General features: G+C 66.8%; 22 protein-coding genes. 5 read left to right on the top strand and 17 right to left on the bottom strand.

The features are described 5' to 3' along the window. Positions 1 to 9: 9 nt before the first annotated feature. The 3 genes from ACSFBF_RS00330 to ACSFBF_RS00340 all read right to left on the bottom strand — a co-directional run bounded on the left by ACSFBF_RS00330 (position 10) and on the right by ACSFBF_RS00340 (position 3,254). Positions 10 to 2,085, bottom strand: coding sequence for a LamG-like jellyroll fold domain-containing protein (locus ACSFBF_RS00330; RefSeq protein ID WP_435464345.1), 2,076 nt, complete (start codon positions 2,083 to 2,085; stop codon positions 10 to 12). Between the two features lie 253 nt (positions 2,086 to 2,338). Beyond that, complete coding sequence (locus tag ACSFBF_RS00335; RefSeq protein WP_435464347.1) at positions 2,339 to 2,872, bottom strand: SRPBCC family protein; 534 nt, start codon at positions 2,870 to 2,872, stop codon at positions 2,339 to 2,341. Between the two features lie 34 nt (positions 2,873 to 2,906). Beyond that, positions 2,907 to 3,254, bottom strand: coding sequence for an ArsR/SmtB family transcription factor (locus ACSFBF_RS00340; protein WP_093055698.1), 348 nt, complete (start codon positions 3,252 to 3,254; stop codon positions 2,907 to 2,909). A 174-nt stretch (positions 3,255 to 3,428) separates the two neighbouring features. On the opposite strand from ACSFBF_RS00340, the gene bla reads away from it, so the two are divergent. Beyond that, entirely contained in the window at positions 3,429 to 4,316 is an 888-nt protein-coding gene (gene bla / locus ACSFBF_RS00345; RefSeq protein WP_435464349.1) for a class A beta-lactamase, read from the top strand. Here the strand turns inward: bla and ACSFBF_RS00350 are convergent, their stop codons facing one another. Together ACSFBF_RS00350 and ACSFBF_RS00355 are read right to left on the bottom strand one after the other, a co-directional pair. Then, the gene (locus ACSFBF_RS00350; RefSeq protein WP_435464351.1) at positions 4,317 to 5,213 is read right to left on the bottom strand and encodes an amidohydrolase family protein; all 897 of its coding nucleotides are present in this window, start codon (positions 5,211 to 5,213) and stop codon (positions 4,317 to 4,319) included. Between the two features lie 18 nt (positions 5,214 to 5,231). After that, the gene (locus ACSFBF_RS00355) at positions 5,232 to 5,666 is read right to left on the bottom strand and encodes a DUF3806 domain-containing protein (RefSeq protein WP_435464352.1); all 435 of its coding nucleotides are present in this window, start codon (positions 5,664 to 5,666) and stop codon (positions 5,232 to 5,234) included. Positions 5,667 to 5,818: 152 nt separating this feature from the next. Between ACSFBF_RS00355 and ACSFBF_RS00360 the strand changes: the two genes are divergently transcribed. After that, a complete protein-coding gene (locus ACSFBF_RS00360; RefSeq protein ID WP_435464353.1) occupies positions 5,819 to 7,150 on the top strand; it encodes a DUF2325 domain-containing protein in 1,332 nt (443 codons plus the stop codon). A 134-nt stretch (positions 7,151 to 7,284) separates the two neighbouring features. Continuing rightward, positions 7,285 to 8,487, top strand: coding sequence for an NAD-dependent formate dehydrogenase (locus tag ACSFBF_RS00365; protein WP_435464354.1), 1,203 nt, complete (start codon positions 7,285 to 7,287; stop codon positions 8,485 to 8,487). Positions 8,488 to 8,498: 11 nt separating this feature from the next. Here ACSFBF_RS00365 and ACSFBF_RS00370 read toward each other — a convergent pair whose 3' ends face one another. From ACSFBF_RS00370 to ACSFBF_RS00405, 8 genes are all read right to left on the bottom strand, one after another. Continuing rightward, positions 8,499 to 9,413 carry a LysR family transcriptional regulator gene (locus ACSFBF_RS00370; RefSeq protein ID WP_435464355.1) on the bottom strand — a complete coding sequence of 305 codons (915 nt, stop codon included), beginning with the start codon at positions 9,411 to 9,413 and terminating at the stop codon, positions 8,499 to 8,501. A gap of 88 nt (positions 9,414 to 9,501) precedes the next feature. Then, positions 9,502 to 10,416 (bottom strand): bestrophin family protein, encoded by a 915-nt coding sequence (locus ACSFBF_RS00375; RefSeq protein ID WP_435464356.1) that lies wholly within the window; start codon positions 10,414 to 10,416, stop codon positions 9,502 to 9,504. A gap of 39 nt (positions 10,417 to 10,455) precedes the next feature. Further along, the gene (gene trhA / locus ACSFBF_RS00380; RefSeq protein ID WP_435464357.1) at positions 10,456 to 11,079 is read right to left on the bottom strand and encodes a PAQR family membrane homeostasis protein TrhA; all 624 of its coding nucleotides are present in this window, start codon (positions 11,077 to 11,079) and stop codon (positions 10,456 to 10,458) included. Positions 11,080 to 11,107: 28 nt separating this feature from the next. Further along, positions 11,108 to 12,547: a glycerophosphodiester phosphodiesterase family protein gene (locus tag ACSFBF_RS00385; RefSeq protein WP_435464359.1), complete on the bottom strand. Its 1,440-nt coding sequence runs from the start codon at positions 12,545 to 12,547 to the stop codon at positions 11,108 to 11,110. Positions 12,548 to 12,655: 108 nt separating this feature from the next. Beyond that, on the bottom strand, positions 12,656 to 13,426 hold the full coding sequence (locus ACSFBF_RS00390; protein ID WP_435464361.1) for a class I SAM-dependent methyltransferase: 771 nt from the start codon (positions 13,424 to 13,426) through the stop codon (positions 12,656 to 12,658). A gap of 5 nt (positions 13,427 to 13,431) precedes the next feature. Further along, positions 13,432 to 15,174 carry an IlvD/Edd family dehydratase gene (locus ACSFBF_RS00395; protein ID WP_435464362.1) on the bottom strand — a complete coding sequence of 581 codons (1,743 nt, stop codon included), beginning with the start codon at positions 15,172 to 15,174 and terminating at the stop codon, positions 13,432 to 13,434. A gap of 32 nt (positions 15,175 to 15,206) precedes the next feature. Continuing rightward, complete coding sequence (locus tag ACSFBF_RS00400) at positions 15,207 to 15,713, bottom strand: O-acetyl-ADP-ribose deacetylase (RefSeq protein ID WP_435464364.1); 507 nt, start codon at positions 15,711 to 15,713, stop codon at positions 15,207 to 15,209. Continuing rightward, positions 15,710 to 16,219, bottom strand: coding sequence for an anthrone oxygenase family protein (locus ACSFBF_RS00405; RefSeq protein WP_435464365.1), 510 nt, complete (start codon positions 16,217 to 16,219; stop codon positions 15,710 to 15,712). Before ACSFBF_RS00405 ends, ACSFBF_RS00400 begins: the two co-directional genes overlap by 4 nt. Before the next feature lie 189 nt (positions 16,220 to 16,408). Between ACSFBF_RS00405 and ACSFBF_RS00410 the strand changes: the two genes are divergently transcribed. Next, on the top strand, positions 16,409 to 17,392 hold the full coding sequence (locus ACSFBF_RS00410; RefSeq protein ID WP_435464367.1) for a sialic acid TRAP transporter substrate-binding protein SiaP: 984 nt from the start codon (positions 16,409 to 16,411) through the stop codon (positions 17,390 to 17,392). On the opposite strand, the gene ACSFBF_RS00415 is transcribed toward ACSFBF_RS00410, so the two are convergent. The 3 genes from ACSFBF_RS00415 to ACSFBF_RS00425 all read right to left on the bottom strand — a co-directional run bounded on the left by ACSFBF_RS00415 (position 17,389) and on the right by ACSFBF_RS00425 (position 21,153). Then, the gene (locus ACSFBF_RS00415) at positions 17,389 to 18,804 is read right to left on the bottom strand and encodes a GTPase/DUF3482 domain-containing protein (RefSeq protein ID WP_435464368.1); all 1,416 of its coding nucleotides are present in this window, start codon (positions 18,802 to 18,804) and stop codon (positions 17,389 to 17,391) included. The two genes, ACSFBF_RS00410 and ACSFBF_RS00415, sit on opposite strands and share 4 nt — an antisense overlap. Further along, on the bottom strand, positions 18,801 to 20,198 hold the full coding sequence (locus tag ACSFBF_RS00420) for a DUF2868 domain-containing protein (protein ID WP_435464370.1): 1,398 nt from the start codon (positions 20,196 to 20,198) through the stop codon (positions 18,801 to 18,803). Before ACSFBF_RS00420 ends, ACSFBF_RS00415 begins: the two co-directional genes overlap by 4 nt. Positions 20,199 to 20,550: 352 nt before the next feature. Beyond that, a complete protein-coding gene (locus ACSFBF_RS00425; RefSeq protein ID WP_435464371.1) occupies positions 20,551 to 21,153 on the bottom strand; it encodes a TetR/AcrR family transcriptional regulator in 603 nt (200 codons plus the stop codon). A 71-nt stretch (positions 21,154 to 21,224) separates the two neighbouring features. Here ACSFBF_RS00425 and ACSFBF_RS00430 point away from each other — a divergent pair, with 71 nt between their 5' ends. Then, on the top strand, positions 21,225 to 21,653 hold the full coding sequence (locus tag ACSFBF_RS00430) for a VOC family protein (protein WP_435464372.1): 429 nt from the start codon (positions 21,225 to 21,227) through the stop codon (positions 21,651 to 21,653). Between the two features lie 7 nt (positions 21,654 to 21,660). Here ACSFBF_RS00430 and ACSFBF_RS00435 read toward each other — a convergent pair whose 3' ends face one another. After that, a complete protein-coding gene (locus tag ACSFBF_RS00435) occupies positions 21,661 to 23,517 on the bottom strand; it encodes an ABC transporter ATP-binding protein (protein ID WP_435464374.1) in 1,857 nt (618 codons plus the stop codon). Positions 23,518 to 23,521 lie beyond the last annotated feature (4 nt).

The following is a 23,521-nucleotide window of genomic DNA, read 5'->3' on the forward strand; positions in this document are numbered from 1 at the left end:
TGATCGGGATCAGGGCAGCGTCGACAGCGGCGTGCCCGACTTGAAGATGCTGGTCAGCTCGTCGTTCGTGAGCGCGCGGTTCCAGATCGCGAAGTCGTCGAAGTCCATGGCGCCTCGCGGCGAGGAGGTTTCGCGCTGGTAGTAGAGGCCGGTGCCGTCCTCGTTCAGGCCCAGGCCGTTGCCCAGGCCGCCGAGCTTGCCGACCAGCGCGCTGGTGATGGCGGTGCTGTTGGTCTGGATGCCCCTGACTGGGTCCATCACGTAGCCCTTCATCGTGAGCGCGGTTTTGTCGATCAACACCGCCACGTAGGCCCACTGGCCCGCGCTCAGGCTGTAGCCGTTGCTGTCGGCGCGCGCACTGCCCGTGCCCACGTTGAAGCGGATCTCGCAGCTGCCGAACAGCCCGATGGCCAGGCCTGCGTTGCCGCCGGTGGTGTAGTTCTTGTTGCCGATCACCGTGCCGCCGTTGCTCACGCCCTGGCTGCAGGTGTTGTCGGTGCGCATCCAGAAGCCGATGGTGAAGGCCGTGACGGCGGGGTTCGTCGTGACGTCGCTGTTCTGCACCAGGCGGTAGCCGGCCATGCCGGTGGCGTTCTTCACGGTGCTGTCGACGTGCAGCGCCTTGGCCTTGTTGGGTGCCGGGAAGCCGTCGTCGACCAGCGTGCCGCCGTTGGCGTCGGCCGCCCAGGGGGCGAGCGTGGAGGCGTTCTTCGCGTCGACGCCCGGCAAGGCGTTGAGCGTGTAGTAGTTGACCAGCCCGTTCGCCAGCGTTGGGGCGAGCGACACCGGCGGTTCAGGCGGTATCGGCTTGATGTAGGCGATCTGCGCGGAAAGCGCCACGCTGCCCTCGCTGGCGACGACCGTGTACTGGTAGGTGTAGATCCCGTCGCTCTCGGCGACGATGGGATCGGTGTAGGCAGTCGAGCCGGCCGGCAGCGTGGCCACCAGCTTGCCATCGCGCAGCACCTGCACCGGGGCGGTCGTGGTGCCGGCGAGCGTCCACGACAGTTCGATGCTGCGCTTGTCCGCGCCAGTCTTCGCCGAGAAACCGCGCAGCGACGTGGCCGCCTGCAGGGCCTGGCCGTTGAAGCGGTATTCGGCGGCCGCGGGCAGCGCGCTGAGGTGGCGCAGAACGGTCGGCGCAATGTCGGTGGCGGCCGCGAGCGCGAGCAGGGCTGTGGTGTCCGCAGGTGCCGCCGTGCCGACACCGGGTTGCGCCGCGAGCGTCTTGTTGCTCGCGATGAAGACGGTCTTGTTGTCGTTGTCCTGCACGCCGGTGGCGCTGCCGAAGGCGTCGAGGCCATGGCCGGTCGTGAGGATCACGAGCCAGTCTTCCTTCGGATCGTTGGTGGTGCGTTGCGCGATGCGCGCCAGCAACTGGCCCACGCCGGCGGCGGTGTCGGCGACTGCGCGCTGGTAGGCGTCGCTCTTCAGGCCGCTGCCTGCTGCCGTGGCCGGTGCGCCGTACTGCGCCACCAGCAGGTCGTAGCCGGTGTCGATGAGTTGCGCTGTGCGGTCGGTGACGCAGGCATCGGCGCCCGCGCAGTCGATCGCCGCATCGAGCGTGCCGGTTTCGTTCGCCAGCAGCTGCGGATAGAGCGCGCGAGCGGTGACGGAGGCCGTTTTGTAGCCAGCCGCCTTGTTGTTCTGCCTGGCGAGCGCGAAGACCGAGGGCGCGAGCTTGACGTCGATGCGCTGGTCATTCGTGTCCCAGCGCACACTGTGGCGCTGTGCCCATGTGCCGGTCAGCAGCGTGGCCCAGCCTGGGCCGTCTGTGGTGCGCTGTTCGCTCAGCGTGCCGTTGGCGCCGCCGGTCCATGCCGGAGCAACGCGCAGCGACTGCAACGCTGGCACCTTGTTCTGCGCCATGGCATCGCGAAGTGCCGCGTACATGAGGCCGTCGATCTCGACGACGAGCGCCTTGGGCCCGCTCTTGCCTTGGTTGACGGTCGGTGCTGGGTTGCTCCCGCCGCCGGTCGGCGGTGTGCCGATGGGCGAGAAGCCGTTGCCGCTACCTCCACCGCAGGCGGTGAGAAGCAGCAGGGCGCACATGCCTGTTCCCGCCAATGCGCGGCGCGTGTTCATTCCTCTGATCATGTTTTCCCTCGAAGTTCTGAGACGCATATCCCGCGGCTGCGCCGAAGGAACGTGGGTGTCTTTCTGTTCCTGTGCAAATAAAGTTATTTACAACAAAACACACAAATACTCGTAATGCCTCGGATGCTGCGGTTCTCAGGTGACAGCGGTTTGACAATTCCCGCGAACGCCAACGCCCAAAAGAAACGGGGCCCGAAGGCCCCGTGCGAGAGAAATGAAAAGGGTGAACGCGCTGGTTCAGTCAGCGGATCTGCGCTTCGTAGTCTTTCTCAAGCGCCGCGTGGTTCGTCCAGAAGCCCTCCGGCTTGCGCCCCGCCAGCACCTCGATGAGCACATCGACATGCGCATGCCACCCGCCCGCCACGCTGACCATGTTCTTGCGGCTTGCCAGCCGGCGGTGCGTGAGCACGAGCTGCGTGGTGTTGCCCTGCGGCGTGAGCTCGAAGGTGACTTCCGACGGCGCCGGCCCTTCGTTCCAGCTGATCGTCAGCAGCGTTGGCGCTTCCATTCGCACCAGCCGCGACTTCTGCACGATCGGCTGGCGGCATTCGGCGTAGCGATCGGGGGCTACTTCGCCGGTGAGTTCGGTGTGGTTGAAGCGCAGGTCGAACATTTCGCCCGGCTTCTGCGCCATGGTGCCGCCGGCCAGCCAGGCGGCGCGCTTGTCGGGGTCGGTCAGGTAGGCCCACACGCGCTCGATGGGGGCGGGCAGCGTGCGTTCCATGCGCAGGGTGCCGGGGTCGACCTGCTGGCCGTGGCTGTGCTTGATCGTCATTGGTATGTGCTCCTTGTGGATGAAGAAGGGGAGATCACTTGCGCGATTTCTCTTCGCGCCGCAGTTCCTGCTCCAGCGCGTCGAGACGGTTGTTCCAGAAGCCTTCGTAGTAGCGCAGCCACGCATCGGCCGTGGCCAGCGCTGCAGGCTCCAGCCGGCAGACGTGCGCGCGGCCCTGCACGGTGCGCGACACCAGGCCCGCGCGCTCCAGCGTCTTCACGTGCTTGGATGCCCCCGCGAAGGACATGCGAAACGGCGCGCCGAGTTCGCCCACGCTGCATTCGCCATGAGACAGCAGCTGCAGCATGGTGCGGCGCGTGCTGTCGGCCAGGGCGTGGAATACGGCGTCGAGCCGTTCGTCTGCGAGTTCTAGTTCAACCATGAGGTTGAATATAGGCATTTCCAGATCAATGTTCAACTATATAGTTGAATAAATCTTGCCGTTACAGCGGATACACCCGGGACGCACAACGCTGCCGGGAGGCTGGATCGCCAAGGAGGCCGCTCCTAGGATTCGCTTCGTACCATCCACTCGACCAAAGAAAGAGAAAACGAAATGAACCCTCTAGTCAAGCGCCGCAGCCTGCTGCTTGCCGCCTCCGTCCTGCCGCTCGCCAGCGCATGCACTGCCTGGTCTGGCACGGCGTCGCAATCTTCGGCTGAAGCGCAGCTCGCCGCGCTCGAAAGCGCCTCGGGCGGCCGTCTTGGCGTGGTCGGCTTTCACACCGGCAGCGGCGCACGCATACAGCACCGGCCGCATGAACGCTTTCCGCTGTGCAGCACCTTCAAGCTGATGCTGGCCGCGGCCGTGCTCGAGCGCAGCACCAAGGACAGCGGCCTGCTGTCGAGGAACATCAGCTACGCCAAAAGCGACCTGGTCGCCTATTCGCCGATCACCGAGAAGCATGTTTCCACCGGCATGACCGTGGCCGCGATGTGCGCCGCCACCGTGCAGTACAGCGACAACGCGGCCGCCAACCTGCTGTTGAAGGTGCTGGGCGGCCCGCCCGCTGTGACCGCCTTTGCGCGCGGCATCGGCGACCAGACCTTCAGGCTCGACCGCACGGAGCCCGAGCTCAACACCAGCATCCCCGGCGACCCGCGCGACACCACCACGCCTGCGGCCATGGCCGACAGCGTGCAGCGACTGGCACTGGGTGATGCGCTGGGCACGGCGCAGCGCGACCAGTTGCAGACCTGGCTGCTGGGTAACACCACGAGCACCGAGCGTTTCCTGGCGGGTGTACCGGTCGGCTGGAAGGTGGGGGACAAGACCGGATCGGGCTCGTATGGCTCCACGAACGACGTCGGCGTGCTGTGGCCGCCGGCTGGTGCACCGATCGTGCTGTCGGTGTATCTCACCTTTCCGCAGAAGGATGCGAAGGGGCGCAACGATGTCATTGCGTCGGCGACGCGCATTGCGGTCGCTGCGCTGGCAGGCTGATCAGCGAAGGTCGAACAGCGCGGCCGCGTTGCCCCAGGCGACGCGTTGCGTTACGTCGGCCGGCAGATCGCCAAGCCAGACGCGGTAGCCGCGCATCGTCTCGTCATAGGCGCTCCAGCGCTGGTTGACCCAGGTGTCGGAGCCGACCATGAAGCGCCCCGGGTACTTGAGGATCAGCGCACGCCATTCGGGGCACAGCCTGCCGCCTTCGCAGGTCAGCCCCGGGCGGTACGAGAGTTCGCCCATCAGCAGTGGATAGCGCTCCAGCAGCGCCTGTACTCGCTCGACCGGTGCACCGCCGATGCCGGTATGCGCCCAGATGAGGCGCAGGGCCTGGCCCTTCGACGGGGCGTTGGCCATCAGCAGGTCGATCGCCACGTCGTCGACGTGCGCAAGCACCGCGAGCTTGCGCTGCTCCGCCAGTGCAATCAGCTTCTTCGCCACGGGGCCGTTGGCATCGGCGCTGTCGTACAGGTGGAATTCCCCGAGCCCGCGATAGGGGCCGCTCGCGGTGCCGCGCGCAAGCTCGGTCTGCACCATCTCGTAGATGGTCTCGTCGCGGAACCAGTTGGTGTAGTCGTCGCGGTTGCGGTACAGGCGCACGAAGGGCACGACCGTCACGCCCGCGGCGCGTGTTTCGCGCGCCGCGGCCAGGGTCTGCGTGCCCGCGTTGGGACGTGAATTTGCAATGATCGCCTTGACGTTGTTGCGTTGGATGCGCGCGAGTGCCTCGGCAGGCGGATAGGGGCCGGTGTTGCCGTCCCAGGCTTCCTGGTTGTAGTGCAGGTGAGTGTCGAACAGCGGGCCTGCATAGGCCGGGGCCTGCCCGTAGGCACTGGGCGCGATGGTCGTGCAGGCGGCCACAAGCACGGCGGCGATTGGCGCAATGGTTTTCATGCGGTGTTCCGAGTCAGGTCAGGCATCCGGGTAGTGCTCGGCCAGCACTTCGCGAACGGTTTCCTGCAGCCCCTCGAACATCTCCGTGACGTTGACTGCCTTGCCGTCCTCGATGCGCTTGGAGATCATGGTCTTGGGAAACAGCAGGAGCGAGGTTTGCTTGTACCGGAGCGCGGGGTCCCGTCCGTACTCGTCCTCGACCATCCACCAGTCGAAGTCGGTTCGGGTGCCGACAAACACTTTGCCGAATGCGAGGCCCAGCGCCTGAAGGGAGTAGGTGGCTTCCGGCTCGACGAGCTTCGAGTCGATGACCTTCTGCAGCGCGGCGAGGTCTGTCTTTGTACCAGTCAATTCGTGGCCACTGGCTTCGGATACCAGTTCCGACGCGTGCATGAGCTGGGTGGCAATGGCCCGAAGGTCCGACTTCGCGGGCGAAACGATCTTTTGTTCCATGCCGCGAGTATTCCATCCAATCGTGCCGCGGAAAACCCTGGCCATGTGGGGCAGCAGGCCTTCATCGGTACGCACGAAGGCAATTTCGCTATATTCTTACAGATACGACGAGAGGCCTCTCGCTCCGACTTGCTACCCAGGTGACAAACACGATGCTCAACCCGCCATTCAAACGTCTTGTGTCGGGCCAGACTGCTGTTTCCGAAACGCAGAGCCCGGTTTTCCGCAGTGTCGCCGCCTGCTGCGATCCTGCTGGGGATGCGGATGAGCCGGCGGCGAACGGCCGTATCAGGCTTTCCGATCTGGACACGAACTTCTTCTGCTCCGTGATCGGCACCTGCCTGACGACATCCGAATTGCGCAAGCTGATGGCCCGGTATGGCGATCTGCAAGGCGTGAGTGACCTCGACATTCACCACGACTCAGTGCGGCTCGCCACCCAGAACGCCAGTGTCGCCAAGGCATTGCAGAAAGCGCTGGACCATCGGCACGCTCCGGTTATCCAGCGTGTCTCGAAGATCCACGCGACCTCGGAGTTGGCCGAATTCTGGGAAGAGGCGCTTCGCCAGGGAGAAATCCCCGGGGCCTACTGGGCCGTTCTCATGCATCGCAAGGCCACGCCCGAACTGAGGAGCAAGGTCTTCGGCGACGTTCACATGCTGTCGCATCTGGTGGGCGCCGCGAACCGGGCGGACATCAGGCGCCTGGTCGCGCTGGAGCGGGAGAACACCGAACTGCGCGAGCGGCTGGATCGCCAGCAGCTTCGGTCGCACGAACTCACCGAGGAGCGGGACAACGCGGTCTCGAAGTTGAAGCACGAGCTGATTCATCACGCCGCAAGCCCCAAGGGGCCATCGTTTCCGCAGGATGAACCGGAGCTGGCGGCGCGGATCAGGCAGGAAGGGAGTGAGCGGGCCGCATCCCTGATCGCCGTCCAGACCGGCCGGCGCGAGCGCGCCGAGCAGGCTGCGGTGGCGGCTGTTGCCGAGGCGAACCGGCTCCAGGAAGAGCTGGAGCACCTGCGCGAGCATGCGATCGCGCTTGGTCGTGAGCTCGCGGCAGCAGAGGCCCAGCTGAAGCTGAATGCTGGCGAGGCCGCACCCAGCGCCTATCTCGACAGCCAACTGCAAGGCCGGCGGATTCTCTATGTCGGCGGCCGGCCGAGTTCGATGCCGGCCATCCGCGATCTCGTGCATCGGCACGGCGGCGAGTTCCAGCGCCACGGCGGCAGGCTCGAAGACCGGTCGGGGCTGCTGGCTTCCGCGGTGTCGTGGGCCGAGGTGGTGGTGTTTCCGGTCGACTGCATCGACCACGAGTCGGTGGACAGCCTCAAGCGGCTCTGCGTGCGCCAGCAGGTCCGGTATATGCCTTTGCGCAGCGCCGGCATCGGATGCTTCGCGGCAGCTTTCTCCAGCCCACCGGCCGAAAGCCCGGATGCACCGGACCTGTCGTCGGGCGGGTCGATCTGCCGGCGCAACGGCTGAAGGCGCCTGCATGGCCTGCCTGATAAGGCAGGCCTATCACGCGGTCGAATCAAACGATTGGCGCCTAAAACGCCCTTCGGAAACCATCTCTCCCGGTGCAGCAATGTTGCTGCAACCCCAACCAGGAGATGAAATTGGCAAAGATTGTTTGTGTGCTCTACGACGACCCCGTCACCGGCTACCCCAAGACCTACGCCCGCGACGACCTGCCGCACCTGGAGCGCTACCCCGACGGACAGTCGCTGCCCACGCCCAAGGGCATCGACTTCAAGCCCGGCACCTTGCTGGGCAGCGTGTCGGGCGAGCTGGGCCTGCGCAAGTACCTGGAGTCCAACGGCCACCAGCTGGTGGTGACCTCCAGCAAGGACGGCGCCGACAGCGTGCTCGACCGCGAACTGCACGACGCGGAAATCGTGATTTCGCAGCCCTTCTGGCCCGCCTACATGACGGCCGAGCGCATCGCCAAGGCGCCGAAGCTCAAGATGATCGTGACCGCCGGCATCGGCTCGGACCACACCGATCTGCAAGCCGCCATGGACCGCGGCATCACCGTGGCCGAGGTGACCTACTGCAACAGCAACAGCGTGGCCGAACACGTCGTGATGATGACGCTGAGCCTGGTGCGCAACTACATCCCCTCGTATAACTGGGTGATCAAGGGCGGCTGGAACATCGCCGACTGCGTGGCGCGCTCGTACGACCTCGAAGGCATGAACATCGGCACCGTGGCCGCCGGCCGCATCGGCCTGCGCGTGCTGCGCCTGCTGAAGCCTTACGACGTCAAGCTGCACTACATGGACCGCCACCGCCTGCCGGATGCGGTGGAGAAAGAACTCGGCCTGACCCACCACACCAGCCTGGAGAGCCTGTCGAAGGTGTGCGACGTGGTCACGCTGAACTGCCCGCTGCACCCCGAGACCGAGAACATGGTCAATGCGCAGTCGCTGAAGAACTTCAAGCGCGGCGCCTACCTGATCAACACGGCGCGCGGCAAGCTGTGCGACCGCGATGCGATAGCCGCTGCGCTCGAAAGCGGCCAGCTCGCCGGCTATGCAGGCGACGTGTGGTTCCCGCAACCGGCACCTGCCGACCACCCATGGCGCACCATGCCGCACCACGGCATGACGCCGCACATCTCGGGCACGAGCCTCTCGGCGCAGGCGCGCTATGCGGCCGGCACGCGCGAGATTCTGGAGTGCTACTTCGACAAGCGGCCGATCCGCAACGAGTACCTGATCGTCCAGGGCGGCGAGCTCGCGGGCGTCGGCGCGCACTCGTACAGCGCCGGCAATGCGACCAAGGGGTCGGAAGAGGCTGCGCGCTTCGCGAAGAAGTAAGGAAAGTCCGCTCAGGTGGGCGGCAGAAAGCCGTCCACCCAGCCTTGCAAATCGAGCTCGCGAAAGCGGCGCATGGCGGCATCGAGCAGCGGTGCCCGCGGCTGCTGCTCCAGCAGCACAAGGCCGATGTCGCGCTGCAGCTGCGGCGCCATCGGTATTGCGCAGAGCTGCTCCGCCGACTCCGTCAGGCACAACACGCTGTGCGGCAGGATGCTGTAGAGACCGGCCCGGCGCACATGCGCCCACAGCGCGGTCATGGAATCCGTCTCGACCTGGGGCACGGCCTCCACGCCCGCCGCTGTAAAAGCGGCGTCCATGCCATGGCGGCATTGCATGTTGGTGGTGAAAAGGCACAGCGGAAAACTCGCCGCATCCGACCACGACATCGACGTCATGCCCTCGAGCATCGACTTGTCGGCCGCGACGAACACATAGCGCTCGCGAAAGATCGGCAGGGTCTCGAAGGCGCCCAGCCGCTCGTCGTCGAGGTAGCTGAGTCCGAGGTCGAGCTCGAAGTTGGCGATCTTGCGCAGCGTGTCTGTGGCCGACAGCGTGTAGATCTCGTGCCGCATGCGCGGGTACTGCTGCAGGCAGCACTGCGTGAGCATCGGCACCAGCGGCAGGGAGGCGGGGATCACGCCCATCCTCAGCGTGCCGACGGGGTCGTCTTCACTGGCACGGGCGTCCTGGCGCAGACTCTCGCAATCGGCCAGCACGCGCCGCGCCCATGCGAGCACGCGCTCGCCGTCCTTGGTGAAGCCCTCGAAGCGCCGTCCGCGCTGGACGATGACAACGCCCAGCTCCTGCTCGATGCCGCGGATCGCGCCCGACAGCGCGGGCTGCGACACATTGCATGCGGCAGCCGCGCGGCCGAAATGCTTTTCCTGCGCCAGCGCGACGACGTAGCTCAACTGTCGAATGAACATGGGTCAACCCTTGTCGGTGAGTCGAGCCATTGTATTTTTGTAAATATAACGAAACGGGATCGAGGTTATCTGAAAGAAGGCAGGCCGTTCAGGTTTGCACGTACTCGTCAGGCCCCAGCGCTGGCGGCGCGGGTTGCGGCTCGCCGAGCATCTCGCGCAAGGTCGCTTCGATCGTGCGGGACATGGCGTCCAGCGCAAGGTCGTTCGGCGAGGTACCGAAGGGGTCTTCGATTTCGGCCCCAAGCGCTTCGAGCGCGAAGAAGGTGTAGGCGATGAATGCGACCACCACCGGCGTCATCGGGCCGATGGCGTCCACCAGGCCGAAGGGCAGCAGCACGCAGTACAGGTAGATCGTGCGGTGGATGATGACCGAGTAGGTGAACGGAATCGGCGTGCCCGCGATGCGTTCGCATCCGCCCAGTGCGTCGGTCAGGCGGCCCAGCGGAATTTCCATGGACTGCGCGAGCATCGGGTCGAGCTGGCCGCCCTTGCGCTTGTCCCGCAGCCATTCACCGACCATCAGCAGGAGAATGGCCGGCTTGAAGCGCGCGGCTTGCAGGCGGGTGCAGTCTTCGGGCGGCAACAGTCGCGCGAGGTCCACCGAGGGATCGGTGCCGCGCAACTGGTGGCGCAGCGCGTGCACGAAGGCAATGAGGCGAAGGGTCGGCGTGCCCGCTTCGGCCGGGGCATCGGCCAGTGTCAGCACCTGCCGCACCAGCGAGCGGGTTTCATTGAGCAGCGTGCCCCACAGGGTGCGCGCCTCCCAGTAGCGCGAATAGCTCGTGCCGTTGCGAAAGCCCAGGAAGATGGCCAGCGTCAGGCCGATGAGCGAGAAGGGCACGAAATTGAGCGGCACCTTCCACTGGAACAACCGGCCGTGAAGCACCGTCACCAGCACCGCGAAGGCGGTGGTCCACAGGAGCTGCGGCGCTATGTCCAGCAGAACCGAGCCGCGCCACACGAAGAGCATGCGCAGCCAATGGGGGCGGGGTCGGACGATCATCGGTCGGCGATTATCCCCGCACGACCGGCCCGCAGGCCCCTACAGCACGAACCAGCCCACCGCCACGTAATGGCTCGCAGTGCCTGCCAGCACGAACAGGTGCCACGCACCGTGCGCGTGCCGGAAGCCCTGCCTGTTGCGATAGAACACGGTACCCGCCGTGTAGAGCACTCCGCCGATCAGCAGCCATGCCAGCCCCGCGCCGTCGAGCCGTGCGGCCAGCGGCACAGCGGCCAGCACGCCGAGCCATCCCATCCCGATGTAAAGCGCTAGCGAGGGCTTCTTCTGCCCGCCGCCCTTGGCCGGCATCAGCTCTCGCCAGATGCCGAAAAGCGCCGCGCCCCAGATCGTTGCCAGCAGCAGCCAGCCCCACGGACCTTGCAGCGTGACCAGCGCAAAGGGCGTGTAGGTGCCGGCGATCAGCAGGTAGATCGCGCAGTGGTCGGCGCGCTCCCACACGCGCTTGAGCCGCCCACGCGTGCTGTGGAAGAGGGTGGAGGCCGCATACAAGGCCACGGCCGAGAGGGAGAACACCAGCGCCCCCGCGATGCGCGCGGGGTCGCCGGTGGGCACGGTCTTGGCGAGCAGCAGCGCCGTCGCGGGCAGCGCGAGCAGCAGGCCCAGCAGGTGGCTGTATCCGTTGAGTCGTTCTCCGGGGTACATCGTGCTGGCTGCCTTTCGCCGCTCCGCCTCAGCGGCCCGTTTCTTTCAGGTAGGTCTTGCGCGCCGCGAACGCCGTGTTCGCGAAGTCCGAGAACACGCCGTCGATGCCGGCGCGGAAGTACGCCAGGTACTCGGCCGTCGGGTCGCCCTTGTAGATGCCGGCCAGATACTTTGCCTCGTTGCGGAAGGTGTAGCTGTGCACGAACAGGCCGGCCTTGTGCGCATCGGCGATCAGGCTGGTGGGCTTGATGGTGTTCACGTCGGCCAGGCCCTTGTTGGGCGTGACGAAGGGCACGATGGTGTGGGCCATGACTTGCGGCTTCCACGGGCCGATGCCGTCGGCATAGGTCTTCACGTCGGCCAAGCCCGCGGGCGTGAGCATTTCGCCGAACCACTTGGGGTTGCCGGCCAGCGTCCAGCTGTAGGGACGGCCGTCGACGAAGGTGTAGACGTCCTTGGTGACGTAGATCATCTCGCCAGTCTGGTAGTTGACGTCGTTGCCGTCCACCAGTTGCACGGCGCGGGCCTTCATGCCGGCCGAGCGCAGGTACTTCAGGCTCTCGGGCTCGAAGCTCTGCACGAAGATCGGTGCGTCCTTGCGGTTGAGATCGTTGAAATTCATGATCTTCAGCAGCGCGTCTTCCAGCGGATGGCTGCCCGCCGGGCCGCAGCCGTTGGCGATGGCCTGCGCGTTGTTCCAGATCGGGTTCTTCGTCTCCGGGTATACGGTGAGCGCACGGCCGGTGGAGGCGCTCTTGGCCTTGGCGATGTCGATCACTTCCTGGAAGCTCAGGATCGGCAGCTTGCCGTTGAGGTCGGTGGGGCGCTGGTCCTTGGCGTCGTAGGTGGTGCCGCGGATCCACTGGCGCAGCTCGTCCATCGTGAAGTCGGTGATGGACCAGTCGTTGGTGTGGTCTTCGCCGTCGACGATGAGCGACTTGAGCACCGACTTCGGATCGCTCGGGTCGGTCAGGTCGCTCAGGTACTGGGCCGGGCCGTTGGCCTCGATGGCCGGGTACTTCACGTCGACCAGCACGCCGGGCACGGTGCGCTTGCGGCCCGCAACGGTGGTGTTGGTCGCGGCGACGTCGGCGATGTTGGTGTTGTCGCTCAGCCAGGGGTTGTGGCGCGCGACGAGCACGCAGTCCTTGGTGAGGTGCAGGTCGGTTTCGAGCGAATCGGCGCCGGCATCGGCCGCGGCTTCGTAGGCGACCTTGGTTTCTTCGGGGTACAGGCCGGGCAGGCCGCGATGGCCGATGACCAGGGGCACGGAGCCGTCGAGCGTGCCCAGCGGTGCGGGGGCGGGAGGAGCCGGGGCGGGTGCGGGCGCCGGTGCCGGCGGGAGGACAGGGAACGAGACACCTCCATCGTTGCCGCCGCCACAGGCAGCTATCACGAGGCAGCCACCGATGGCTGCGATGGCGGCGCGAACCGGGCGGGGCGCGGGCGCGGGAACGTTCTTTTTCATGTGAAGTTTTCGAGTGTTTGTTGAAAGAGAAACGAAAGCCGCCGGATGCTAGGTTTGCCCCGTGACGGGACAGTGACCGGCAAACACTCCCCGATGCCGGGCGCAGGTTCAGGGCCGTGTGCCCACCAGCACTGGCTGGAAGAACGCGCCGTCGATGCGCCGCACGTCCTTCAGCCCCGCTTCTTGCATGAGCTCGCACAGCCGCATCGTCGATATGGCGTAGTAGCGCGAGCGCATCACGCGCGTGCTCACGGCATGCGTGGCGAGGTCTTCCGTGACGAAGAAGAAGCCCAGGTCGTAGTGTTCGCCCGTGCCCCCGCCATCGAAATCCCAGACCTGGAACAGCACGTGGCGCTGTCCATTCTCCACGCGCGCGCCGTAGTGCTTCACGAGGTTGCTGCCGCGCTCTTCCTTCGCGTAGTCGCGCACGGTGACGACGCAGCCACCACCCGGGCGCAGGCAGGCGGTCATCTGGCGCAGGGCTGTCAGCAGGTCGGCGTCGGTCTGCAGATGCGGCATCGAGTTGTCGCAGGACATCACGATGTCGAAGCCGCTGCCATGGTGCGTGTGTGCCTCGCGCATGTCGCACACCGAGAAAGCGACGTCGAGGCCGCGCAGGCGCGCCTCGTGCCGCGCGCGTTCGATCTCGTTGGCCGACAGGTCGGAGGCCGTCACCGCGTGGCCGAGCGCGGCGAGCCCGAGCGTTTGCGTGCCGATGCCGCATGAAACGTCGAGCACCTTGCGATGCGCGCCACTGCCGGGCCATTCAGCCTCGATGAGCTGTGAGAGCCTGTCGCCCTGCAGGCGGATGCTCTCGTTCCAGTCCGGATAGATCAGGTGATAGAGCGGCGCGAGTTCGTCGTAGAAGTCGTTGGTCATGCGCGCTATCGTGGCACCTTCCCCACGGTGCTCGGCGCCCGGAGAAAGTCGAAGTCCACGCCCTTGTCGGCCTGCATCACGGTCTGCAGGAACAGCTTCTTGTAGCCACGCTCGGCGGTGGGTTCGACCACCGTCGTTTCCTTCGCGCGGCGCGCCAGTTCTTCGTCCGTCACCAGCAGCGAGATCTCGCGCTTGGCCACGCTGAGCCTGATGCGGTCGCCGCTGCGCACGTAGGCCAGCGGCCCGCCGATGGCCGACTCGGGCGTCACGTGCAGCACGATGGTGCCGAAGGCGGTGCCGCTCATGCGGCCGTCGGAGATGCGCACGATGTCTTTCACGCCGGCACGCGCAAGCTTGCGCGGGATGGGGATGTAGCCCGCCTCGGGCATGCCCGGCGCGCCCTTGGGGCCGATGTTCTTGAGCACCAGTACGTCTTGCGGCGTGACGTCGAGCGCGTCGCTGTCGATGCGCTGCACCAGGTCTTCGGCGTTCTCGAAGACCACGGCGCGGCCCTCGTGCTCCATCAGCGCCGGGTCGGCGGCCGACTGCTTGATGATCGCGCCGCCCGGCGCCAGGTTGCCCCACAGCACCGCGATGCCGCCCTGCGGATAGATCGGCTGGCTGGCGGGCCGCACCACGTCCTGCCTGAAGCCCGGCCCGGCGCGCTCGATTTCTTCGCCCAGCGTGCGGCCGGTGACCGTGAGCGCATCGAGGTGCAGCAGCGGCTTGAGTTCGCGCAGCAGCGTGGCCATGCCGCCTGCGGCGTGGAAGTCTTCCATGTAGTGCTGGCCCGAGGGCTTCAGGTCGAGCAGCACCGGTGTTTCGCGGCCCATGCGGTCGAGCGCGAGCAGGTCGATGTCCAGGCCCATTCGGCCGGCAATGGCCGCGAGGTGCACGATGCCGTTGGTCGAGCCGCCGATGGCCAGCAGCACGCGCATCGCGTTCTCGAAGGCGGCGGGAGTCAGCACCTTGTCGATGGTGAGGTGGTCGCGCGCGATCTGCACGGCCTGAGCGCCGGTCTGCTCGGCGATGCGGATGCGGTCGGCCGTGACTGCCGGCGGCGAGGCGCCGCCCGGCATCGTCATGCCCAGCGCCTCGGCGATGCAGGCCATGGTGCTGGCCGTGCCCATGACCGAGCAGGTGCCCACGCTTGCGACCAGCTGGTTGTTGACGTCGGCGGTTTCCTCGGCGTCGATCTCACCCGCGCGGTACCTGCCCCAGTAGCGCCGGCAGTCGGTGCAGGCGCCCACGCGCTCGCCGCGGTGGCTGCCCGTGAGCATCGATCCGGTGATGAGCTGGATCGACGGCAGGCCCGCGGAGGCCGCGCCCATGAGCTGCGCTGGCACCGTCTTGTCACAGCCGCCGATGAGCACCACGGCGTCCATGGGTTGCGCGCGCACCATCTCCTCGGTGTCCATCGACATCAGGTTGCGCAGGTACATGCTGGTCGGCGCGGCGAAGCTCTCGTGCACCGAGATGGTCGGAAAGTCCATCGGCAGCCCGCCCGCGAGCATCACGCCGCGCTTGACGGCCTCGATGAGCTGCGGCGCGTTGCCGTGGCAGGGGTTGTAGGCGCTGCCGGTGTTGGCGATGCCGACCACGGGGCGGTCGAGCGCCGCGTCGGTGTAGCCCGCGCCCTTGATGAAGGCCTTGCGCAGGAAAAGCGAGAAGCCGCGGTCGCCGTAGCTGGTCAGGCCCTTTTGCATGCCTGTGTTGCTGTCGTCGGGCTCGAAGGGGGATTCAGACATGGGGTGTGAGGCTTGTTGTGGATGATTTTTTGCTAGGCCAGGGCCGCTTCGTAGACCGCGAGGTCGCCCGGAGAGAAGCAGCAGAAGACGATTTCTTCAATGATCGTGGTGCCGGCCAGCGCATTGCGCACGGTGTTCACGGCAACCTTCGCCGCCAGCTCGACGGGGTAGCCGTAGATGCCGGTGCTGATGCTCGGAAACGCGATGCTGCGTACACCTTTTTCAGCGGCGAGCGCCATCGAACGCCGGTAGCACGACGCGAGCAGTTCGGGCTCGCCCGCCTCGCCGCCGCGCCACACCGGGCCGACCGTGTGGATGATGAAGCGGGCAGGCAGGCGGTAGCCCTTCGTGAGCTTGGCATCGCCCGTCTTGCAGCCGCCCAGCAGCCGGCATTCGTGCACCAGCTCCGGCCCGGCGGCGCGGTGGATCGCGCCGTCCACTCCGCCGCCGCCGAGCAATGATGAGTTGGCGGCGTTGACGATGGCGTCGACAGGCAGGGTGGTGATGTCGGCGCGGATGGCGCGCAGCGTGGTCGTCATGGTGCGGTGGTTCGGCCCAGTTGAATCGCCGCCATCATGAACGCCAACGCCGCCGCGATGGAAGCCACCGTGCGCACATGGTTCCAGCGCAGCCACGGCTCCACATACGCCGGCCATTGCACCGCCGCGACGGCCGCAGTGGCGTCGGCCCGAGCTAGCGCATCGTTCATCGGCACGTTGACGATGCGCGTCAGCGCGAAGGAGCCCACCACATAGGCGAGCGCACCCACGATCAGCCAGACCGAGGTCCAGCCGCCCGGCGCGAACACCGCCCGCAGCCCCAGCACCACGCCCAGCAGGGCAGTGCCCACGAAGATGCCGAGGAACAGCGGGTTGAGGATGACGGCGTTGATGTGCTGCATTGCCGCCATGCCCTGCTCGGGCGGCATGCGCGAAAGCGCTTTCATGATGGTGTTCGAGAAGGTGAAGAACAGGCCCGCGATGAGCCCCGATCCAAGGGCGGCGAGCACGGTGAGCGGAAGCACGTAGGCATTCAAGAACGACATGCGGGGTCTCCTCCGGTTCTGGTCGGGCTGGCATCGTAGGCGCGCGGGCCGGAGTCGGGCAAACCCGCTTTCGATGTTTGTTGCAAATATTTACGATTCCCGGGCCGGGCGCATTTGCCCGGCGTCCGCCGGCTGCCATGGCGTCGATCTTGCATACGGCCGGACTGTTCTCAACCCGAGGGAGAGTCGATGAAAAGCTTCTTGCCATGGCGCCGCGCCGGTGTTCTTTGCATGGCGCTCGCAGGGGCGGTGGCCGCCCATGCGCAGGTGCTGCAGTTCAAGTGGGGCCATGTCTACGAGCCCACGAGCATCTTTCACCAGCAGGCAGAGCTTGCGGCGCGCAAGATCGCCGAGCAGTCCGACGGCAAGATCAAGATCGAGGTGGTGCCGTCTTCCAAGCTGGGGCAGGAGGCCGACTTTCCGCTGATGCTGGCGAACGACTCGGTGCAGATCGCCTACGTCGGGCAGGCCACGCTGGCCGAGGGCTATCCGCCGCTGAGCCTGGGGAACTATCCCTTCGCCTTCAAGGACCTCGCCCACATGCGCAAGTACCTGGCGAGCCCGCTGCTGGCCGACCTGATGAAGGGCTACAACGAAAGGAGCGGCAACCGCATGGTGGCCGCCGTGTACTACGGCGCGCGCCAGGTCACGTCGGCCAAGCCGCTGTCGAAGCCCGAAGACTTCCGCGACCTGCGCCTGTACGTGCCCGCCGCCGCGGCCTACCAGCTGTTTGCCACCGCGCTCGACGCCAAGCCGGTGACGCTGCCTTTCATGAGCCTCTACAGCTCGCTCAAGAAGAACGAGGTGGAGGCGCAGGAAAACCCGCTGGACATCGTCAAGTCGAAGAAGCTCTATGAAGTGCAGAAGTACGTGCTGCTGACGGCGCACGTCTACGACACGCTGGGCATCGTCATCGGCAAGGCTGCGTGGGCCAAGCTCACACCGCCGCAGCAGGCGATGGTCGAGAAGGTGCTCGTGGAAACCGCGAAGTGGACCAACGTTGGTGTGATCGCCGGCGAACTCGAGGACGAGAAATTCCTGCGCGACAAGGGCATGACCGTGACGCCGGTCAACCGGCAGCTTTTCCTGGAGCGGATCGTCAAGCGCTCGACGCCCGAGCAGGTGGGCGCGCGGCCGGGTGACTACGCAAAGCTGCAGGCGCTGGCGAATTAGGGCGCTGCTTCGAAAGCACGCAGCAGCGCCTGTGACAGGTCGGCCACGAGCGCTTCGCGCTGGGGCGAGGGGCGCCAGAAGCTGCGTGTAGCGCTGCCGCTGGCTTCCCACTCGGGATGGTTGCGCGCCGGCTGCACGCCGCGCACCGCAGCCGCGGCGGCTCGTGTGGGAGCGTCGCCGTCTTCGGGCGACTCGGCAGCGATGCGCTGCGTGGCCGCATGGCCGCGCTGCTCCAGCGCCTGCGTGAGCTTCAGTTGCCATGCGACCAGCGTGAACAGCACACCGTCTTCCACGGTAAGTTCGTGCACGTCGCGCAACTTGTTGGCCAGCTTGCGGCCGAGCGGCCCCCAGCCCTGCGACACCGCACCGCCGATGGCGCCACCCAGCGCCGCGCCCGCGCCGAGCGAGATGCCGGCCACGGCCAGGTCGGCCACCACGCCCACCGCCGCACCGATGACCGCGCCCTTGCCGAGGCGCAGGCCCGCGTCCTTCATGGCTTCGGGGCTGAAGAAGTCGAGCGTCCAGCGGCCTTCGATCATCGGCAATGGGGCTTCGTCAGCGTCGCCCTGGCGAAAGCCGTAGAGCGCGAGCAGGTCGTCGGTGCAGCGTTGGGCTTTGTCGAACACGGCCTTCTGCAGTGCGGAAACGAGGGCCTGCCGGCGCGCCTCGTCGGCGAATTCGGTGGATGACACCGTGCGGCGCACCGCGGCGGCATCGACCAGCAGCGCCGCGATGCGCGTGCATGCGGACTGGCGCCGCTGCGCAGCTTCGTCGGCCAGTGCATCGACCACGCCGCGCAGCAGATCACGGCGCTCGCGCAGCAGCGTGGCGAGGTCGTTGTACAGGTCTTGTTCGGCGCCGACGAAAGGGGCCGCCGCGTCGAAGCGCACCTGCACGTGCAGGCCGTAGGCCGAGAGCAGCTCTTTCCACGCCGGCTCGCGGCTGGCGGCATCGCGCACGAAATTCAACACCGGCAGCACAGGGCGCGCGCAAGAGTTGAGCAGCTCGATTTCGTCGCGGAACTTGGGCAGCACCGGCTCGCGCACGTCGATGACCAGAAAGGCCGCATCGATGTCGAGCATGGTGCGCAGCACCTTGGCCTCCTGCTCGAACACGCCATGAGCCTCGGGGCCCTGCAAAAACTGGCGGATGCGGTCTGGGGGCGTCGCCTGTGCATCGAAGCCGGCAAGGTGCTCGCGCAATGCGACGGCGTCTTCGAGGCCCGGCGTGTCGAAGAAGCGCACGGCGGTTTCGCCGTTCACGTCGAGGTCGACCGATTCGACATGGCGTGTGGTGCCGGGGCGCTGCGACACCTCGCCGAAGCTGATGCGCCGCGTGAGCGTGCGCAGCAGCGAGGTCTTGCCCGCGTTGGTGTGGCCGACGACGGCGATGCGAATTGGTTGTTGCGTCATGGGGCGATCGCGCTTTCTTGCAGGGCGATGTCCAGGCGGTCACTGGCGGTGATGCGCTCCAGGCCGGTGTCGCGCAGCCAGTCGAGCCAACGCTGCGTGGCGCTCGCGCCGGGCGCGTCGGCCAGCCACAGGCGGCATTCGCCGCAATGCGCCAGAACTTCGCGCAGGAAGCGCTCGGTGCCGCGGTCGGGGCTCGATGCGGCGTGGCACACAAGCAGCACCGTGCGCGGATGGGCATGGGCCAGTTGGTCGAGCAGGGCGCGGCGCGCGGGGGCGCTGCCGTCGATGCGCTGCGCCTGCGTCGCCATGCCGGCGGGGAGGGCTACCGGGGGCCAGGGCATGTCGGGCGGCAGTTCGAAACCGACGACGAAGAGGGCGTCATGCAGTTCCGAGGCCGGCAGGCCCGTGGGCAAGGCGCCGCGCGTGCGGCCCGGATCGGCATCGACGATGGCCGCCGGCGCCATCGCGGCGAAGCGGGCCAGCAGCTTGCGGTAGTAGGGCTCGCGCCAGTCGGGCTGCAGCGCCTTGCGGCGGCGCTGCCAGACGAACGCGCTCAGCAGCACGAGTGAGACGCGCGGCAGCAAGCCGTAGACCACGATGCAGCCGGTCAGCCACATCGCCCATGTGCGCTGGCCTGCGGCACTGGGCGTGGCGGCCAGCACGGTGGCGGCATCGGGCACAGGAAAGCCAAGCTTCGCAGGCGCCCAGCCCAGCATCTGCACCGCGCGCACGAAGAAGTCCGGGTCAAGAATGGTCGTCTCCCAGCTCAGCGTGTAGCTGCGAAACGCGAGCGCGAACAGCATCGCGGCCAGCACCACGGCGAACGACAGCGACCAGATGCCATGGCTCACCAGCCCGAAGGCCCACGGCAGCAGCTTCGCGCGAGACAGCAGCCCCGTGGCCGCACGCACCAGCACCGGCGCCTGTCCGCGCTTGCCGCCGGCCACCCGCGCGGTGAGCGACAGCCAGATCCAGCCGAGCGATGCGGTATTGAACGAGCCGAGCGGCATCCACAGGCCAACGAGCCACAGCAGCAGCGTGAGCGCATGCAGGCCCAGCAGGCTCACGAGCGCGACGATCACGTTGATGTGGCGCTCGCCGCCGCCGATCACGTTGCCCGCCAGTCCGAGGCCGGCCATGACGATCAGCGCCACCAGCGCAAGCAGCACCCACGGCGCCCACTGCCGGGCACGGGCGAGTTCAGGCTGCAGGCCGATGCGCTCGCCGAGCTGGAGCGCGCGTTCGGTGACTTGCCCATGGGCATCGGCTGTGCGCGAGGCGGCGATGCGCAGGGCTTGTGCGTCGTCGAGCGGGCCGTTCTGTTCGGTCCATCGGATCGCCTCGGTGATCACCGCATCCGGAAAAGCAGATTCGCGCAGCGCGGTGTTGGTCAACAGGGTCCCTTTGCAGCCAATCGGTCAATGAGGCCCCGCACGGCGCCGGGGGCGCGCAAATTATGCCCGGCGAGCTTCGGGCGGCCACGATGAGAAACGGGGCCGCAAGCGGCCCCGTTCTGCATGGTGCGGGAGTCGTTGGTGCGTGCCCGGTCTCAGCGAAGGCCGAAGAACGAAAGCACGGCTACGACTACCACGACCAGACCGACGATGTAGATGATGGAATTCACGCGAGGACTCCTCTGGGTTGAAGATGAATCCAGCATTGCCCCGCCTTCGCGGCGTCACTGTCGGCAGGGGACGGCGCGTGCTGTAGGCGCGTGCGAAGCGTCGGCCCACGACATGTCCCGCATCAGCGTTTCCTGACCGGGCCGAGCGCTCGCTCAAGCAGCCAAAGCATCGCCGTGCGGGTTTCCTCTACGTCCGCGCCTGCGTCGATGGCCAGCGCGGCCCGGTCGAAGGCCGCCGCGAGCAGCGGGGTCAGGGCGTCGAGCGACGCCTCGCCCTTGCCCATGCCGGCGCGCTCCAACCCCTGTCGCAGCGACTTCGCCGAGGTCGCGTCGTCCATGGCCATGACTTCCGCCATGCCCAGCACCGCCGGCCCGTCGATCAGCAGCAGCCGTGTGCGGCCCGGCACCGTCATCGCGTTCAGATAAGCCTTGCTGCCTTCGAGCAGCGCCTCGCGCGGCGAGAGCTGCTCGGGCGTGGCTGCCTCGATGTCGGCGGCCACGGCTTCGCCTTCGCGCAGCAGCACCTGGCGGAACAGGTCGCGCTTGTCCGCGAAGTGGTGGTACAGCGCGCCTCGGGTGATGCCGGCGGCCGTCGCAATCTCCGGCGTCGAGGTGTCGCCGTAGCCCTTGCCGACGAAGAGCGCGCGCGCCGCCTCGATCAGCGCGAGGCGCGTGGTTTCCGTGCGTTCACGGTTGGTTCGGACTGGGGGAGGTGAATCGGCCATTTACATACAGTCTGTCTGTAAGTTATATTCAAATTTACATGCAGCCTGTATGTTAAATGAAAGGATTCATCGTGAAAGTGACGAGCTACTACCCCGTTCTCATGACCAACGACGTGGCGGGAACGGCGAACTTCTACCAGGCGCACTTCGGCTTCACGCCGCTGTTCACGAGCGACTGGTACGTGCACCTGCAACTGGCGGACGAGCCCTCGGTGAACCTCGCCGTGCTCGATGGCAGGCACGAAACCATTCCGGCCGCCGCGCGCGGGCAGGTGGCTGGCGGCACGCTGTTGAACTTCGAGGTGGACGACCCCGACGCGGTGCACGACCGGCTGAAGGCGGCCGGCCTGCCGATCCTGCTGCCGCTGCGCGACGAGGCCTTCGGCCAGCGCCACTTCATCACGCGCGACCCGAACGGCGTGCTGATCGACGTCATCAAGCCGATCCCGCCGAGCGGGGAGTTCGTTGCGCAGTACGAGGCCGGCGCATTGCCGACCTGAAGACCGGTCAGGCGCGCAGGGCTTCGTCTTCTTCCAGGCTGTCGCCCAGGAACCCGCCGCTCTGGTGGGCCCACAGCCGCGCATACAGCCCGCCTTGCGCCATCAGCGTACGGTGGTCGCCTTCTTCCACCACGCGGCCTTCGTCGAGCACGATGAGCCGGTCCATCGCGGCGATGGTCGACAGCCGGTGCGCGATCGCGATCACGGTCTTGCCTTCCATCAGCGTGTAGAGGCTTTGCTGGATGGCGGCTTCGACCTCCGAGTCGAGCGCGCTGGTGGCTTCGTCGAGCAGCAGGATCGGCGCGTCCTTCAGCATCACGCGCGCGATGGCCACGCGCTGGCGTTGGCCGCCCGAGAGCTTCACGCCGCGCTCGCCCACATGTGCCTCGTAGCCGCGACGCCCGCTCGCATCACCCAGCGTCTGGATGAAGTCATGCGCTTCGGCGCGCCTGGCTGCCGCCTCGATCTGCTCGTGCGTGGCGTCGGGCCGGCCATAGGCGATGTTGTCGGCCACCGAGCGGTGCATCAGCGAGGTGTCTTGCGTGACCATGCCGATGTGGCTGCGCAGCGAGTCCTGCGTGACGTGCGCGATGTCTTGCCCATCGATCAGGATGCGGCCGCTCTCCAGGTCGTGGAAGCGCAGCAGCAGGTTCACCAGCGTCGACTTGCCTGCGCCCGAGCGGCCGACAAGGCCGATCTTCTCGCCGGGCTTCACCGTCAGGTTCAGGTCGTCGATCACGCGGCGGCCTGCGTCGGCATAGCGGAAGCTGGCGTGCTCGAAGCGCACCTCGCCGCGTGGCACGTCGAGCACCGTGGCATCGGCCGCATCGAGCACGGTGCGTGGGCGTGACAGCGTCTTCATGCCGTCCTGCACGGTGCCGATGTTCTCGAACAGGCTGGTCATCTCCCACATGATCCAGTGCGACATGCCCTGCAGCCGCAGCGCCATTGCCGTGGCCGCAGCCACCGCACCCACGCCGACCGCGCCGTGCGACCACAGCCACAGCGCCATGCCCGCCATGCCGGCCGTGAGGCCCATGCTCAGCGTGTGGTTGACGATTTCGAAGGCGCTCACGAGGCGCATCTGGCCGTAGCCCGTGTGCATGAATTCGCGCATCGCGTCGCGCGCAAAGCCGGCCTCGCGCTGCGTGTGCGAGAACAGCTTGACGGTCGCGATGTTGGTGTAGGCGTCGGTCACGCGGCCGGTCATCAGCGCGCGCGCGTCGGCCTGTGCCTTGCCGACCTTGCCCAGGCGCGGCACGAAGTACACCAGCGAGCCGATGTACAGCGCCAGCCAGATGATGAAGGGCCACACCAGCTGCGCGTCGAGCACGCCCACCAGGATGATCATGGTGGCCACGTACACGGCCATGGCGACCAGCACATCGGCCAGCACGAACACGGTTTCGCGCACCGCGAGCGCGGTCTGCATCACTTTGGCCGTGATGCGGCCGGCGAACTCGTCCTGGTAGAAGGCCATGCTCTGGCCCAGCATCAGCCGGTGGAAGTTCCAGCGAAGGCGCATCGGCAGGTTCACCGCGAGCGTCTGGTGCTTCACGATGGTTTGCAGCGCGACCACGCCGATGCTGATCACCAGGAACGCGGCCAGCCACATGAGCGTGGTGCCGCGGTCTTCCCACAGGCGCGCAGGCACCTGTCCGCCGAGCCAGTCGACGATGCGCCCGAGGATCGCGAACAGCGCCGCCTCGAAGATCGACATGACGGCGGTGAGCACCGCCATCGCCGCGATCTTGCCGCGCACGCCGTGCGTGCAGGCCCAGAGAAAGGCGAAGAAGCCCTGCGGCGGCAACGGGGGTTCGGCGGCAGGGTAAGGGTGGAGTAGTTTTTCGAAGAAGCGGAACAAGGAC

It is taken from the genome of Variovorax nivicola (assembly GCF_051216475.1).
Taxonomy (GTDB): Bacteria; Pseudomonadota; Gammaproteobacteria; order Burkholderiales; family Burkholderiaceae_C; genus Variovorax.